The sequence below is a fragment of the Streptomyces sp. NPDC043726 genome (assembly GCF_056436565.1).
Genome location: NZ_JBWKCI010000009.1, coordinates 172,820 through 186,438 on the forward strand (window position 1 = coordinate 172,820; position 13,619 = coordinate 186,438).

At 70.8% G+C, this 13,619-nt stretch carries 12 protein-coding genes; 6 read left to right on the plus strand and 6 right to left on the minus strand.

The window, feature by feature from the left end; translation table 11 throughout:
• Positions 1-15: 15 nt before the first annotated feature.
• The gene (aceB, locus tag AC068Z_RS26265; protein WP_478560294.1) at positions 16-1,638 is read right to left on the minus strand and encodes a malate synthase A; all 1,623 of its coding nucleotides are present in this window, start codon (positions 1,636-1,638) and stop codon (positions 16-18) included.
• Positions 1,639-1,821: 183 nt separating this feature from the next.
• The gene (locus AC068Z_RS26270) at positions 1,822-2,421 is read right to left on the minus strand and encodes a nucleotidyltransferase family protein (RefSeq protein ID WP_478560296.1); all 600 of its coding nucleotides are present in this window, start codon (positions 2,419-2,421) and stop codon (positions 1,822-1,824) included.
• Between the two features lie 218 nt (positions 2,422-2,639).
• On the opposite strand from AC068Z_RS26270, the gene AC068Z_RS26275 reads away from it, so the two are divergent.
• On the plus strand, positions 2,640-2,924 hold the full coding sequence (locus tag AC068Z_RS26275; RefSeq protein WP_478560299.1) for a DUF5955 family protein: 285 nt from the start codon (positions 2,640-2,642) through the stop codon (positions 2,922-2,924).
• Here the strand turns inward: AC068Z_RS26275 and AC068Z_RS26280 are convergent.
• Both AC068Z_RS26280 and AC068Z_RS26285 read right to left on the minus strand, forming a co-directional pair.
• Positions 2,921-3,595: a DUF6304 family protein gene (locus tag AC068Z_RS26280; protein ID WP_478560302.1), complete on the minus strand. Its 675-nt coding sequence runs from the start codon at positions 3,593-3,595 to the stop codon at positions 2,921-2,923. The genes AC068Z_RS26275 and AC068Z_RS26280 overlap by 4 nt on opposite strands.
• Positions 3,592-4,389 (minus strand): IclR family transcriptional regulator, encoded by a 798-nt coding sequence (locus AC068Z_RS26285; protein ID WP_478560305.1) that lies wholly within the window; start codon positions 4,387-4,389, stop codon positions 3,592-3,594. Before AC068Z_RS26285 ends, AC068Z_RS26280 begins: the two co-directional genes overlap by 4 nt.
• Positions 4,390-4,663: 274 nt before the next feature.
• On the opposite strand from AC068Z_RS26285, the gene allB reads away from it, so the two are divergent.
• Together allB and alc are read left to right on the plus strand one after the other, a co-directional pair.
• Positions 4,664-6,001 (plus strand): allantoinase AllB, encoded by a 1,338-nt coding sequence (gene allB / locus AC068Z_RS26290; protein ID WP_478560308.1) that lies wholly within the window; start codon positions 4,664-4,666, stop codon positions 5,999-6,001.
• Positions 6,002-6,039: 38 nt separating this feature from the next.
• Positions 6,040-7,155, plus strand: coding sequence for an allantoicase (gene alc, locus AC068Z_RS26295; protein ID WP_478560310.1), 1,116 nt, complete (start codon positions 6,040-6,042; stop codon positions 7,153-7,155).
• Between the two features lie 86 nt (positions 7,156-7,241).
• On the opposite strand, the gene AC068Z_RS26300 is transcribed toward alc, so the two are convergent.
• Positions 7,242-7,991: an SDR family oxidoreductase gene (locus tag AC068Z_RS26300; RefSeq protein WP_478560313.1), complete on the minus strand. Its 750-nt coding sequence runs from the start codon at positions 7,989-7,991 to the stop codon at positions 7,242-7,244.
• Positions 7,992-8,156: 165 nt separating this feature from the next.
• Here AC068Z_RS26300 and AC068Z_RS26305 point away from each other — a divergent pair, with 165 nt between their 5' ends.
• Complete coding sequence (locus AC068Z_RS26305; RefSeq protein WP_478560316.1) at positions 8,157-8,783, plus strand: dihydrofolate reductase family protein; 627 nt, start codon at positions 8,157-8,159, stop codon at positions 8,781-8,783.
• Between the two features lie 166 nt (positions 8,784-8,949).
• The gene (locus AC068Z_RS26310) at positions 8,950-10,593 is read left to right on the plus strand and encodes a sigma-70 family RNA polymerase sigma factor (RefSeq protein ID WP_478560319.1); all 1,644 of its coding nucleotides are present in this window, start codon (positions 8,950-8,952) and stop codon (positions 10,591-10,593) included.
• A 154-nt stretch (positions 10,594-10,747) separates the two neighbouring features.
• Here the strand turns inward: AC068Z_RS26310 and AC068Z_RS26315 are convergent, their stop codons facing one another.
• A complete protein-coding gene (locus AC068Z_RS26315) occupies positions 10,748-11,515 on the minus strand; it encodes a hypothetical protein (protein ID WP_478560322.1) in 768 nt (255 codons plus the stop codon).
• Between the two features lie 133 nt (positions 11,516-11,648).
• Here AC068Z_RS26315 and AC068Z_RS26320 point away from each other — a divergent pair, with 133 nt between their 5' ends.
• Complete coding sequence (locus tag AC068Z_RS26320; protein ID WP_478560325.1) at positions 11,649-13,559, plus strand: CHAT domain-containing protein; 1,911 nt, start codon at positions 11,649-11,651, stop codon at positions 13,557-13,559.
• The last annotated feature ends 60 nt before the right edge of the window (positions 13,560-13,619 follow it).

Sequence of the window (13,619 nt, forward strand, 5' to 3'; positions counted from 1 at the left end):
TCCCGCCCCGCGCGGTCAGCCCCGGAGCTGCTCGTACGCGGGCAGCGTCAGGAAGTCCGCGTAGTCGGCGTCCAGGGAGACCTGGAGCAGCAGGTCGTGGGCCTGCTGCCAGTGGCCGGCCGCGAAGGCCTCCTCGCCGATCTCCTCGCGGATGGCGGCCAGTTCCTCGGCGGCGACCTTGCGGGCCAGCTCGGGGGTGGCCTTCTCGCCGTTCTCGAACTCGACGCCCGCGTTGATCCACTGCCAGATCTGGGAGCGGGAGATCTCGGCGGTGGCCGCGTCCTCCATCAGGTTGAAGATGGCGACCGCGCCGAGCCCGCGCAGCCAGGCCTCGATGTAACGGATGCCCACCTGAACGGCGTTGACCAGGCCGGGGTAGGTCGGCTTGGCCTCGAGGGAGTCGACGGCGATGAGGTCTTCCGCCCGCACCTCGACGTCCTCGCGCAGCCGGTCCTTCTGGTTCGGCCGGTCGCCGAGGACCCGGTCGAAGGAGGCCATGGCGATCGGCACCAGGTCCGGGTGGGCGACCCAGGAGCCGTCGAAGCCGTCGTTCGCCTCGCGGTCCTTGTCCGCCTTGACCTTCTCGAAGGCGACCTTGTTGACCTCCTCGTCCCTGCGGGACGGGATGAAGGCCGCCATGCCGCCGATGGCGTGCGCGCCGCGCTTGTGGCAGGTGCGGACGAGGAGTTCGGTGTAGGCCCGCATGAACGGGGCCGTCATCGTCACCGCGTTGCGGTCCGGCAGGACGAACCTGGCGCCGCCGTCCCGGAAGTTCTTGACGATGGAGAAGAGGTAGTCCCAGCGTCCCGCGTTCAACCCCGAGGCGTGGTCGCGGAGTTCGTAGAGGATCTCCTCCATCTCGTACGCGGCGGTGATCGTCTCGATCAGCACGGTCGCGCGGACGGTGCCCTGCGGGATGCCGACGTAGTCCTGGGCGAAGACGAACACGTCGTTCCAGAGGCGGGCCTCCAGGTGCGACTCGGTCTTCGGGAGGTAGAAGTACGGGCCCTTGCCGAGGTCGAGCAGCCGCTGGGCGTTGTGGAAGAAGTACAGGCCGAAGTCGACGAAGGCGCCGGGCACGTGCCGTCCGTCGATCTCGAGGTGGCGCTCGTCGAGGTGCCAGCCGCGCGGGCGCATGACGACGGTGGCGAGTTCGTCGGCGGCCTTCAGGGCGTACGACTTGCCGGACCGCGGGTCGGTGAAGTCGATGCTGCGGGTGTAGGCGTCGATCAGGTTGAGCTGGCCGAGGACCACGTTCTCCCAGGTGGGAGCCGAGGCGTCCTCGAAGTCGGCGAGCCAGACCTTCGCGCCCGAGTTGAGGGCGTTGATGGTCATCTTGCGGTCGGTGGGACCGGTGATCTCCACCCGCCGGTCGTTCAGGGCGGCGGGGGCCGGGGCCACCTTCCAGGAGTCGTCCGCGCGGATCGCGGCGGTCTCCGGGAGGAAGTCGAGGGTGGAGGTGCGGGCGATCTCGGCGCGGCGCTCCGCACGGCGGGCGAGGAGTTCGTCACGCCGGGGCGTGAACCGGCGGTGCAGCTCGGCCACGAAGGCGAGGGCCGCGTCGGTGAGGACCTCCTCCTGCCGGGGCAGGGGCTCGGCGTCGACGATGGCCAGCGGGGACGGCGCTGGTGCGGACATGAGCTGTCACTTCCTTCAGCGGTGGCACCGGGTGCCAAGAGGCACACATGGGTCGGGCAGCGCCCCTGTGCGGTCGGACGCTTCTGAACAGTGGATAGTAGTTTCCTCATCGTGGAACTTCAATGGTTTGTTGATGTCGAGATTCTCTGAGTCGAGGCAAGGTGTCGCTCAGTGCCACCCCGCTCACTCAAGGTGGACCAGGTCGGCCTCGGTGTCGATGTCGTACGGCCGGGCCACGTCCGCGCACTCGACGAGCGTGACAGCGTCCGCGTGCTTCTCGAGGTAGCCGCGCGCTCCCCGGTCCCCGGTGGCGGCCTCGGCGATCCCCGCCCAGTGCGCGGCGCCGAACAGCACGGGATGCCCGCGCACGCCCTCGTAGGCGGCCGACACCAGTGAGGAGTCCCCCTCATGGGCGGCGAGCACCCGGGCCACCGCCTCCGCTCCGATCCCGGGCTGGTCGACGAGCGAGACCAGCGCGGCGGATGCGCCTGTTCCGGCCAAAGACGCGAGTCCCGCGCGCAGCGAGGTCCCCATCCCCCGCTCCCAGTCGGGGTTGTCCACCAGTACGCAGTCGCCGAGCTCCGCCCGCTCCCGTACGGCGTCGGCGCGGGCCCCGAGGACCACATGGACGCGGGTGCAGCCGGCTGTACGCAGGACGCCGACCGCGCGTTCGACGAGCAGCTGTCCACGGTGTTCGAGCAGGGCTTTGGGCCGTCCGCCGAGCCGTCGCCCGCCGCCCGCGGCGAGGATCAGACCGGCGACCTGCTGTTCGTTCTGCGTCATGTCTCCTGCATACCCGATGCCCTGCCGACGCCACGATGTCACCAGAGGATGAATTTCGGCCCGCATGGTGGCGCACGGCGCACGGGTGGCGTTTACTGACCCGCGTCCCCACGGCGCCCGACCAGGGCCCGGGGACACTCGGCGACAGCACGACATGGACGCGCACCCCGGCGTGCGTGGGGGGAGGGGCTGTGGTGCGGAGCTTGGGGCAGAGGCCGATGACCGGCAGCGACGAGGATCCGAGGGTGACGGGACTGCGGACCGCGGTGTCCCGGCTGCGCCGCGAACTCGCCGCGCTCCCGGCCGAGTTCCCGGACCGGGCCATCGCGGAGGACGAACTCGCGGCGCTGGCCGCGATGACGATCAGCGGCGCCCCGGAGATCCCGCGGTTACAGCGGTCGCTGCTGCTGATCGCCGGGGCGATCGGTTCGGTGAGCGCGCTGTCGCGAGGGCTCGGCGAGGTCCGGAACGCGGTGGAACTGTTCGGGGAGCAGCGGCCTTAGGGCCGGCCGCGGTAGGGGAACGGGCCCCGGTAGCCCCGGTTGGCGGTGCGGTGCTCGAACTGTTCGCACAGCCAGGTCTCCTGGACGAACTCCGTGAGGTGCTCCCAGATCGTCATGATGCCTTGCGAGCCGTACTTGCCGTCGCATGCCCGGTAGACGTCCTTGGCGCCGCGGAAGCAGGCCAGGCCGGTCATCAGGCTGTGCCCGATGGGGTGGTAGTCCGACCAGGCGCACGAGACGCAGGCCTTGAGCCGGGTGCCGGCCGGCAGTGCGACCCCGATCTCGTTGAGCGCGTCCTCGAAGTCGGGGTGCGTGGCGCGGTACTCGCGCCTGTCGAGGCGCAGGGCGAGGGTCAGGTTCTCCGTCTCCTCCGGATACCAGAGGTTGAGCGCGCAGTGCAGCGTCGCGATCCGTTCCCCCGCCCCCTCGGCCTCCACGGGCACGGTCAGTCCCCACTCCAGCAGGCAGGACCACAGATCCCCGTCCTGGAAGGTGAACATCGGCTCGGGCGGGTTCCCGGTCTGGGCGCCGAGCGAGTCCATCGTCGGGCCCTCGAAGCGGACGCCCCTGATCGTCGTACGGATCAGCTCGCGGCCGTCGGACTCGAGGACGAGCTCCTCGGAGCCGTGCCGGTCGGTGTACCGGCCGGGCCAGCTCGCCAGGCCGGTCATCCAGGGCTCTGGGCGGCCAGCGCCTCGGACAGTTCCCGGGCCATCTGCTGGAGCACCGGGACGATTCGTTCGGTGGCGGCCTCGGTGACCCGGCCGGCCGGGCCGGAGATCGAGATGGCGGCGGCGGTGGGGGAGTCGGGCACCGACACCGCGAGGCAGCGGACCCCGATCTCCTGCTCGTTGTCGTCCACCGCGTAGCCGAGCCGGCGTACGTCCGCCAGCGCCGCGAGGAAGCCGTCCGCGGTGGTGATCGTCTTCTCCGTCGCGGCCGGCATGCCGGTACGGGCGAGCAGGGCCCGCACCTCGGGGTCCGGGGTGTTCGCCAGCAGGGCCTTGCCGACGCCGGTGGAGTGCGGCAGGACGCGGCGTCCGACCTCGGTGAACATCCGCATCGAGTGCTTGGACGGCACCTGTGCCACGTAGACGATCTCGTCGCCGTCGAGCAGTGCCATGTTGGCGGTCTCGCCGGTCTCCTCGACCAGACGGGCGAGGTAGGGGCGCGCCCAGGTGCCGAGCAGGCGGGAGGCGGACTCGCCGAGGCGGATCAGCCGCGGGCCGAGGGCGTACCGCCGGTTGGGCTGCTGGCGGACGTAACCGCAGGCCACGAGGGTGCGCATCAGTCGGTGGATGGTGGGAAGCGGCAGTCCGCTGCTCGCGGAGAGCTCGCTCAGGCCCACTTCGCCGCCCGCGTCCGCCATCCGCTCCAGCAGGTCGAAGGCGCGCTCGAGGGACTGGACGCCACCGCCGGAGCTGGGCTTGGCGGCGTCGGTGGTGCTGGCGCTGGACGTCGGCACGGCGCGTTCCTTTCGGGGCGGGCGGGAAGGGCAGAAGCCTACCCGGGAGCCGGTTGACTCCCCGCTTGTGCGTAGCTACGTTCTGCTTGCTGGAATTCTAATTCCGCTTTGTGGAAACGTCCAGAGTGGGTCCGTGGAGTGCGCCCGGTAGCAGTGTGCCCTTGACGGGGTGGAAGCGGGAGTTCAAACTCCTTCAACAGAACGTTGAATTCCGTAACGTGGAAGTCAGCCCCGTTTCCGGAAGCGCCGTCAACGGCAGAGAGAGGGGTCCCGGGTGTCCGACGTAGAACTGGTGCTGCGCTCGACGCGCGTCATCACCCCGGAGGGGACGCGGGCCGCCTCGGTCGCCGTCTCCGCCGGAAAGATCACGGCCGTGCTGCCCTACGACGCATCCGTCGGGAGCGCCCGGGTGGAGGACCTCGGCGACGACGTCCTGCTGCCCGGCCTGGTCGACACCCACGTGCACGTCAACGACCCCGGCCGCACCGAGTGGGAGGGCTTCTGGACCGCCACGCGCGCGGCGGCGGCCGGCGGTATCACCACGCTCGTCGACATGCCGCTCAACTCCCTCCCGCCGACGACCACGGTCGAGAACCTGCGGGTGAAGCAGCGGGTGGCCGCCGACAAGGCGCACATCGACGTCGGCTTCTGGGGCGGCGCGCTGCCCGACAACGTCAAGGACCTGCGCCCGCTGCACGAGGCGGGTGTGTTCGGCTTCAAGGCCTTCCTCTCCCCGTCCGGCGTGGACGAGTTCCCGCACCTGGACCAGGACCAGCTCGCCCAGTCCCTGGCCGAGATCGCCTCCTTCGGCGGCCTGCTGATCGTGCACGCGGAGGACCCGCACCACCTGGAGGCGGCCCCACAGCAGGGCGGCCCGAAGTACGCCGACTTCCTGGCCTCGCGCCCCCGGGACGCCGAGGACACGGCGATCGCCCAGCTGATCGCGCAGGCCAAGCGCCTGGACGCGCGGGTGCATGTCCTGCACCTGTCCTCCTCCGACGCCCTGCCGCTGATCGCGCGGGCGAAGGCGGAGGGGGTACGGGTGACGGTGGAGACCTGCCCGCACTACCTCACCCTGACCGCCGAGGAAGTCCCGGACGGGGCAAGCGAGTTCAAGTGCTGCCCGCCCATCCGGGAGTCCGCCAACCAGGACCTGCTCTGGCAGGCGCTCGCGGACGGCACGATCGACTGCGTGGTGACGGACCACTCCCCGTCGACGGCCGACCTGAAGACCGACGACTTCTCCACCGCCTGGGGCGGTATCTCCGGCCTCCAGCTGAGCCTCGCCGCGGTGTGGACGGAGGCCCGCAAGCGCGGCCACGGCCTGGAGGACGTGGTGCGCTGGATGTCGTCCCGCACGGCGGAACTGGTCGGCCTCGACACCCGCAAGGGTGCCATCGAGGCGGGCCGGGACGCCGACTTCGCGGTCCTCGCCCCGGATCAGACGTTCACCGTGGACCCGGCGGCCCTCCAGCACCGCAACCGGGTCACGGCGTACGCGGGCAAGACCCTGTACGGAGTGGTGAAGTCGACCTGGCTGCGCGGCGAGCGCGTCGTGGCGGACGGCGACTTCACGGAGCCGAGGGGTGAGTTGCTGACCCGTACCAAGTGACCCCGATGTTTGTCCCCCGAGACCGAAAGGCACCAGCAGTGACGGCGATTCCGAGTTTCACCGGCGACGCGAACCCCTACGGAGGCGGTGACCCGTACGCGGACTACCGCACGGCCGACCTCCCCTTCACCCAGTACGCCAACCTCGCCGACCGGCAGCTCGGGGCCGGTGTCATCGCCGCCAACGACGAGTTCTTCGCCCAGCGCGAGAACCTGCTCGTGCCCGAGCGGGCCGAGTTCGACCCGGAGCACTTCGGGCACAAGGGCAAGATCATGGACGGCTGGGAGACGCGGCGCCGGCGCGGCGCGTCGGCGGAGCACCCGTGGCCGACGGCCGAGGACCACGACTGGGCGCTGGTACGGCTGGGCGCGCCCGGTGTGATCCGGGGGATCGTGGTGGACACGGCCCACTTCCGCGGCAACTACCCGCAGGCCGTGTCGGTCGAGGCGACGTCGGTACCGGGCTCCCCGTCGCCCGGGGAACTCCTCGGCGACGACGTGAAGTGGACGACGCTGGTCCCGAGGACGCCGGTCGGCGGCCACGCGGCGAACGCCTTCGAGGTGTCGGTGGAGCAGCGCTTCACGCACCTGCGCGTGAACCAGCATCCGGACGGCGGCATCGCGCGCCTGCGGGTGTACGGCGAGGTGGTCCCGGATCCCGAGTGGCTCTCGGTGCTGGGCACGTTCGACGTCGTGGCGCTGGAGAACGGCGGCCAGGTGGAGGACGCGTCGAACCTCTTCTACTCCCCGGCGACGAACACCATCCAGCCCGGCCGGTCCCGCAAGATGGACGACGGCTGGGAGACGCGGCGCCGCCGTGACCAGGGCAACGACTGGATCAGCTACCGCCTGGTCGCGCAGTCCCAAATCCGCGCGATCGAGATCGACACGGCGTATCTGAAGGGGAACAGCGCGGGCTGGGCGTCGGTGTCGGTGCAGGACGGCGAGTCCGGCGACTGGGTGGAGATCCTCCCCCGCACCCGCCTCCAGCCCGACACGAACCACCGCTTCGTGCTCCGGACGCCGGTGGTGGGCACCCACGCGCGCGTGGACATCTACCCGGACGGCGGAATCTCCCGCCTGCGCCTGTTCGGCTCCCTGACCGAGGAGGGCACGGCCTCCCTGACGGCGAGGCACCAGGAACTGGGCGGCTGACCCGAACGCCTCACGCCGGACGGGCCGCTTCTTCCAGCCCGTCCGGCGTTCGAGGACGAGACCCGTTCAGGGCCGACGGGGGAGGGCTACGCCGCGTGGCCGCCGTCCACCGCGAACTCGGCCCCCGTGACGTACGACGCCCCGGCCAGATGCACCACGGTCTCCGCCACCTCCTCCGCCCGCCCGAACCGCCCGAGCGCCGTCATCTCCGCCTGCCCCGCCGCGTAGGGACCGTCCGCCGGGTTCATGTCCGTGTCGATCGGCCCGGGATGGACGATGTTCGCGGTGATCCCCCGGGCCCCCAGCTCCCGCGCCAGCGCCTTTGTCAGCCCCACCAGCGCCGACTTGCTCATCGCGTACAACGTGCCACCCGGCCCCGGAACCCGCTGCGTCATGCACGTCCCGATCGTGATGATCCGCCCGGCTCCCTCGGGCATCCGTGAGACAGCCGCCTGCGACGCCAGGAACACCCCGCGCACGTTCACCGCCAGCACCCGGTCCACATCGGCGAGGGACAGCGACTCGAGCGGCCCCAGCACCCCCACCCCCACGTTGTTCACCAGCACGTCCAGGCCGCCCAGCGACGACACCGTGCGCGCCACGGCCTCCGCCGCATCCCCGGCGTCCGCCGAGTCCGCGCGCAGGGCCACCGCCCGCCGCCCCAGCGCCTCCACGGCCCGTACGACGTCCTCGGCCGCCTCCTTGCCGTTCACATAGGTCACGGCCACATCGGCGCCGGCCCGGGCCAGCCGTACCGCCGTGGCCGCGCCGATACCGCGGCTCCCGCCGGTCACGAGAGCCACCTTGCCGTCAAGCGTTCCACCGTTTGTGTTCATGCCCCCATCCCACCGGCCGGCGCCCCCGCGCGCTGGCGGCCGACGGACATCGACGTCAGCACCGGGGCCGGGCCGCCGAGCGATGAGTTGCGGGTGCCGGTGGGGTCTGAACTCATGGCACACAAACCCCCCGCCCGCACCAGGGCCCGAAGGAAGGCACCCGTCATGGGCAAGCTCGTCTCCACCGTCTTCGTCACCCTCGACGGCGTCTACCAGGCCCCCGGCGGCCCCCAGGAGGACCCGCGGGACGGCTTCGCGCACGGCGGCTGGGTCTTCCCGTACGCCGACGACGACTTCGGCACCTTCATCAACGGCGTCTTCGACCGCGCCGGCGCGTTCCTCCTCGGCCGCCTCACGTACGACATCTTCAGCGGGTACTGGCCCAAGGTGACCGACCCCCACAACCCGGTCGCCGCGCCGCTCAACTCCCTGCCGAAGTACGTCCCCTCGGCCACCCTCACCGACCCGTCCTGGTCCGGCACCACCGTGCTCACCGGTGACCTCGCCAAGGAGGTCACCGCCCTCAAGGACCGCACCGACGGCGAGCTCCAGATCCACGGCAGCGGCGCCCTCGTCCGGTCCCTGCTCGGCCTCGGCGTCCTGGACACCGTCCACCTGCTGACCTTCCCGGTCGTCCTCGGCACGGGCCGCCGCCTGTTCCCGGAGGGCAGCACGCCGACCGCGTTCCGCCGGACCGACGGCAGCGTCACGTCGAAGGGCGTGTCGATCCAGACGTACGACGTGGCGGGCGAACCGGACTACGGCGAGTTCGGCCTGCCCGAGGAGGACTGACCGCTTCCCCGCCCTCGGCGGATGTGACGTTCCCCCTTGCGCCGCCGGGCCGGTGTCGTAAGTCTCTCGTGGAACTGGTGTCCGAGTAACTGTTATCCGCGGCGCATCGAGCGATCTCCCAGGTATCGGACAGCACCGTTCGGCGTCGAGGACAGGGAAGCTTTTGATGAGTACAGAGGGCACGAGGGACGCGGCGGCACTGGTGACCGCCGCCCGAGACGGCGACCCGGAGGCCCAGGACGCCCTGGTCAGCGCGTACCTCCCACTCGTCTACAACATCGTGGGGCGGGCGCTGAACGGCTCGGTCGACGTGGACGACGTGGTCCAGGAGAGCATGCTCCGCGCCCTCGGCTCGCTGGGCGGTCTGCGCGACCCCGAAGCCTTCCGCTCCTGGCTCGTGGCGATCGTGATGAACCAGGTCCGGGCGCACTGGCACGACCGGCAGTCCGCCCCCGGCGCCGTGGAGGAGGCCCAGGACCTCGCCGACCCCGGGGCCGACTTCGTGGACCTGACCATGGTGCGGCTCCAGCTGTCCGGGCAGCGCCAGGAGACCGCGCGCGCCACCCGCTGGCTGGACCCCGACGACCGCGGACTGCTGTCGCTGTGGTGGCTGGAGTGCGCCGGTGAGCTGACCCGGACCGAGGTCGCCGCGGCGCTCGAACTGTCGCCTCAGCACACGGCCGTGCGCGTGCAGCGGATGAAGGCGCAGCTGGAAGCGGCCCGGGTGGTCGTGCGGGCGCTCGACTCGCGGCCGCTGTGCGAGGAACTGCAGGGTCTGCTGGCCACCTGGGACGGCCGGCCCTCGACGCTGTGGCGCAAGCGGACAGCCCGGCATGCCCGAGGGTGCGCACGCTGCTCCGGCCTGTGGAGCGGACTGCTGCCAGCGGAGGGACTGCTGGCCGGGCTTGCCCTGGTCGCTGCGGCCCCCGCGCTGCTGGACAGGGTGCTGTCGGCGTCCGGCGGGTTGGCCCTCGTGGGCTCCACGTCCCGGCTGGACGCGTCCGCGGGTCCTGGAGGCCCGGGTACCGGGGCCGGGCGGCGGGCCGCGCGCGGGCGTACGACCGCCCGCGGCGAGGCCCGCCGGCGTCGCCGCAACCGCCGCCGCGCGGTCGGCGGCGCCGTCGTGGCGGCCTGCGTGGCGGGCGGCGGACTCTGGTACGCCGACAGGGACTCCGGGACCGGGACCGGCCCCGGCGAGGCGTCCGCCGCACGGACCGCCGGAGCGCCGGCGCCCGAACTCGCCGAGACACGCGCCGCCGAGACCACCCCGTCGGCCAGCAGGTCCGCGTCGCCGTCCGCGTCGAAGTCGAAGAAGCCGCGCCCCTCCAAGACCGCCGAGGCCGGCGAGAAGCCCACGCCGACTCCGAGCGCCGCCACCCGGCAGGCCAGGACCGCGTCCGGCGCGCCGCAGGCCCAGTCGGCCCCGACCGACACCGTCGGCCAGGTCGTCGCCCTGGTCAACAAGGAACGGGCGGCGGCCGGCTGCGGTGCCCTCGCGCAGGACGCCCTGCTGAACAAGGCAGCGCAGGGCCACTCCGCGGACATGGCCGCCCGCGGCTTCTTCGACCACACCAACCCGGACGGCGAGGACCCCGGGCAGCGCATCACCGCGGCGGGCTACCGCTGGTCCACCTACGGGGAGAACATCGCCAAGGGCCAGCAGACGCCGGAGGCCGTGATGGAGTCCTGGATGAACAGCCCCGGCCACCGGGCCAACATCCTCAACTGCGCGTTCAAGGACATAGGCATCGGCGTCCACAACGGCTCCGGCGGCCCCTGGTGGACACAGAACTTCGGCGCCAAGCTGTGAGCCGGAATCGCACCTGGTGTCGACCCGGACCACGCTCTCGTCCTCCTGCCGCCCTGGCGATCACCGTGGCCCGAGGGAAGTAGCCGGGACGCTCGGGCGCCGCGCCACCCGTGACGACCTCGGCGCGCTCCGGCGGCCGCCACGGCGGCCCCGGTCACGGGAGGTCGTCGAACTCCAAGCTGCTCACGTCGTCCACGTACCACTCCGCACCGTCGTCCGGGCCCTCCTCCACCTCGTCCAGAAAGCCGGGTTCGTCGTCCCGGAACAGGTGCCGGACCATGCCCTTCGCCCGGAAGAGCGGCGTGAGCGCACCTGCTGACAGGACTTGCAGACTGGCCACGGAACCGCCCGCCCATTGCAGTCCGCCGGAGGCTGTGAGCAGGTCGAGACCGGCGACGGGAGCCTCGGCCGTGGCGCGCAGGGCGATGCGGTCGTTGCGCTTGCTGCACATGATCGCCGTGGTGCTCGTGGCATGGGTGACCTCGGTGATCACGACCTGGTCGCGGGGCCAGTCGCCATGGCGGTGCCGTTCCATCATGAGCTTCTCGACCAGGTCAATGCGGTCGATCTCGTGAGTTCTGCAGCCCGTCGCGCGAAAGAACACGGAGTCAGCCTTGCCGAACTCCAGCACGACCGACCCATCAGCGTTGACCAGCGCGGCTCCTGCGCCGATGGCGCTGTTGTGGTGTACCTGCACGGTGCCCTTGGAATCACTGGAGTAGACCGTGGTCGTCTCCTTGACGCGCCGATGCTTGACGTGCAGTCCGAACAGCGTCTTGAGAGTGCCCCTCCGCTCGAAGTTGCCCTTACGGAACCGGCCCACCGCTCCGAGCTCGTGGTCGGCATCCGGCGGCCAGGACGGCTCCATGCCCAGGTCTGCGCGGACATGCTCGATGTACTTTCGGTAACGGCCGTCGGTCATGGCGGTCCCCCCGCAGTGGTTCGGCCCAAAGAGTGGATGGCGTAGCGTAGAACGCTTGACGGTCCGTCAATAGACCTTATTTCGAAGCGAGTTCAAACGGTCATCCGTCGTCCAGAAGGGGGCGTGATCAAGCATGAATCGATCAGCCGTGCTCGAGATCAGTGACTACCACATCGATCAGATGAGCGGCCTGCCGGACTGGTGGATCTGGTCGCTGCGACAGCCGGGTTCACTGGGTACCGAGTTCAACGAGGTGCGTCTCGAATCGGTGGACGAGCTGAAGACGGTGTACGCGCTGCCTGACCGAATCGCACAGTTGCGCAAGGCGCGAGCCGGGGTGTGGGCACTGGAGGAGGAGGTGCGGGTCTGCGGAGAGTGGATCGGGGGGACGGGACTGGGACGGACGGCGGCTTGTCTCCGGGCCCTCGGGCCGGTTGCGGTCGAGCTTCGACTACCGCCGCGGTTGAGCGACTTCGAAGCCCTTCCTTGGGAGCTGGCGCTCTGCGACCACCGTCCGCTGGTGCGGGACGGAGTGATCTTCATCCGTGGACTGCGGCCGAGGGCACCGATGACTTGTGCACAGGGCTCGCCGCTGCCGGAACACTTGCGCATGCTGGCGCTGTTCAGCCTGCCGTGGACGGCGTCTCCCGTGGACCTCGGGGCGCACCGGTCCTTCCTGAGCGCCGAGCTGCTCGACATGGCCGCGAGCGGGTCCGGCGAAGCGGTCCCGCTGGAGCTGCGCACCCGGCAGTTCGGGGTGAGCCGCGGGACCCTGGAGCGGATGGTGGCGGAGCCCGACGGTTGGGACGTTCTGCATGTGGTGGCCCACGGGCAGCGGGGCGGCCTGTGTCTGGAGCGGGCCGACGGCACCGTGGACGAGGTCCGCACGTCCGACGTCGTCGGCCTGCTGCGACCGGGGTGCGGCCGTATTCGGCTGGTGTTTCTCTCCGCCTGCTGGTCGGGGAGTGAGGTCGCCGCTGACGAGGGTGGTGCACGTCCCGCTCCGGCCCCGTCCCTCACCTCCTTGGCAGCCGCCGTGGCCACGGAGCTCGGGTGTGCCGTCGTAGCCATGCGCTTCCCTGTCAGCAATGACTTCGCTCGCGCCTTCGCCGTACGCCTCTACAGCCGCCTCTTCCGCGACGGCCACACGCTCCCTCTGGCCGTGCACAAGGCGCTGGTCGACAGCGGTGGCAACAGCGAACTCGACGAGGTCCACACCCCGCTGCTGGCGGCGGCGACACCCGTGCTCTTCGGGGCCGCCGCCCGGGGACAGCGGCTGCCGGACCGCCCGATGACGCGCGGCCCCGTGCGCGGTCACGTGAGAACCGGTGTCGGGGACCTTCCAGACAGCCCGAGTTCCTTTGTCGGACGCCAGCGGGAGATGACCGAGGCGAGCCGCGCGCTCGCGCCGGAGAGCGGGCTGCGTGGCGTGGTGGTACACGGGGACGGCGAGCGGGGCATGGGGGTGACGGCATGTGCGTCACTCCTCGCGCACGACCATCGTGAGGCATTCGACGTGCTCCTGTGGCACCCGAGCCCGGCGGGTGAGGAGGCGATACCGTCCTCCCCAGAGGATTCGTTCGAAGATCTCCTGCGAAATCTGATCATCCAAGCACCAGGACTCGAGCGGCTCGGCACGAAAATGCCCTGGCCGGAGTATCTGGACGCGGCGAGGTCACTCCGACTGCTCCTTGTGATCGACGCGGCCGACCGAGCCATTGCGGGGGACTCCCGGTTCGCCTCCCTGATCGAGCATTTCACCCGGGCAACCGGCCCCGGCAGAATTCTTTTGACCTCCGGGGACGCGTTGGCGCACCTTGCCCCCGCGCTGCCTCGCGTGCCACTGAACCCGCTGAGCGGAGCGGAGCTGACGCAGATGGCGCGGAGGCTGAGCCGCCTCGGGCGTCTCGCGCGGGACCCCCGTACCTCGGTGTTGGTCAGCAAGGTGGTGCGCCGGGCAGGCGGATTGCCCGGTCGGTTGATGGACGCGGAGAGCTGTGCCGGGACAGTGGAGAGTCTGCAGGAGTGGATCGACCGGCACTGAGGCTGAATTCGCATTCGTATTCGATTGATTCTGCCTTGAGATCGTCGGCGAAGGATCAAT

Excerpts from the sequence above, each read along its gene's own strand:
- aceB (WP_478560294.1), bottom strand. The coding sequence starts at position 1,638 with ATGTCCGCACCAGCGCCGTCCCCGCTGGCCATCGTCGACGCCGAGCCC.
- AC068Z_RS26270 (WP_478560296.1), bottom strand. The coding sequence starts at position 2,421 with ATGACGCAGAACGAACAGCAGGTCGCCGGTCTGATCCTCGCCGCGGGC.
- AC068Z_RS26275 (WP_478560299.1), top strand. The coding sequence starts at position 2,640 with ATGACCGGCAGCGACGAGGATCCGAGGGTGACGGGACTGCGGACCGCG.
- AC068Z_RS26280 (WP_478560302.1), bottom strand. The coding sequence starts at position 3,595 with ATGACCGGCCTGGCGAGCTGGCCCGGCCGGTACACCGACCGGCACGGC.
- AC068Z_RS26300 (WP_478560313.1), bottom strand. The coding sequence starts at position 7,991 with ATGAACACAAACGGTGGAACGCTTGACGGCAAGGTGGCTCTCGTGACC.
- AC068Z_RS26305 (WP_478560316.1), top strand. The coding sequence starts at position 8,157 with ATGGGCAAGCTCGTCTCCACCGTCTTCGTCACCCTCGACGGCGTCTAC.
- AC068Z_RS26310 (WP_478560319.1), top strand. The coding sequence starts at position 8,950 with ATGAGTACAGAGGGCACGAGGGACGCGGCGGCACTGGTGACCGCCGCC.
- AC068Z_RS26315 (WP_478560322.1), bottom strand. The coding sequence starts at position 11,515 with ATGACCGACGGCCGTTACCGAAAGTACATCGAGCATGTCCGCGCAGAC.
- AC068Z_RS26320 (WP_478560325.1), top strand. The coding sequence starts at position 11,649 with ATGAATCGATCAGCCGTGCTCGAGATCAGTGACTACCACATCGATCAG.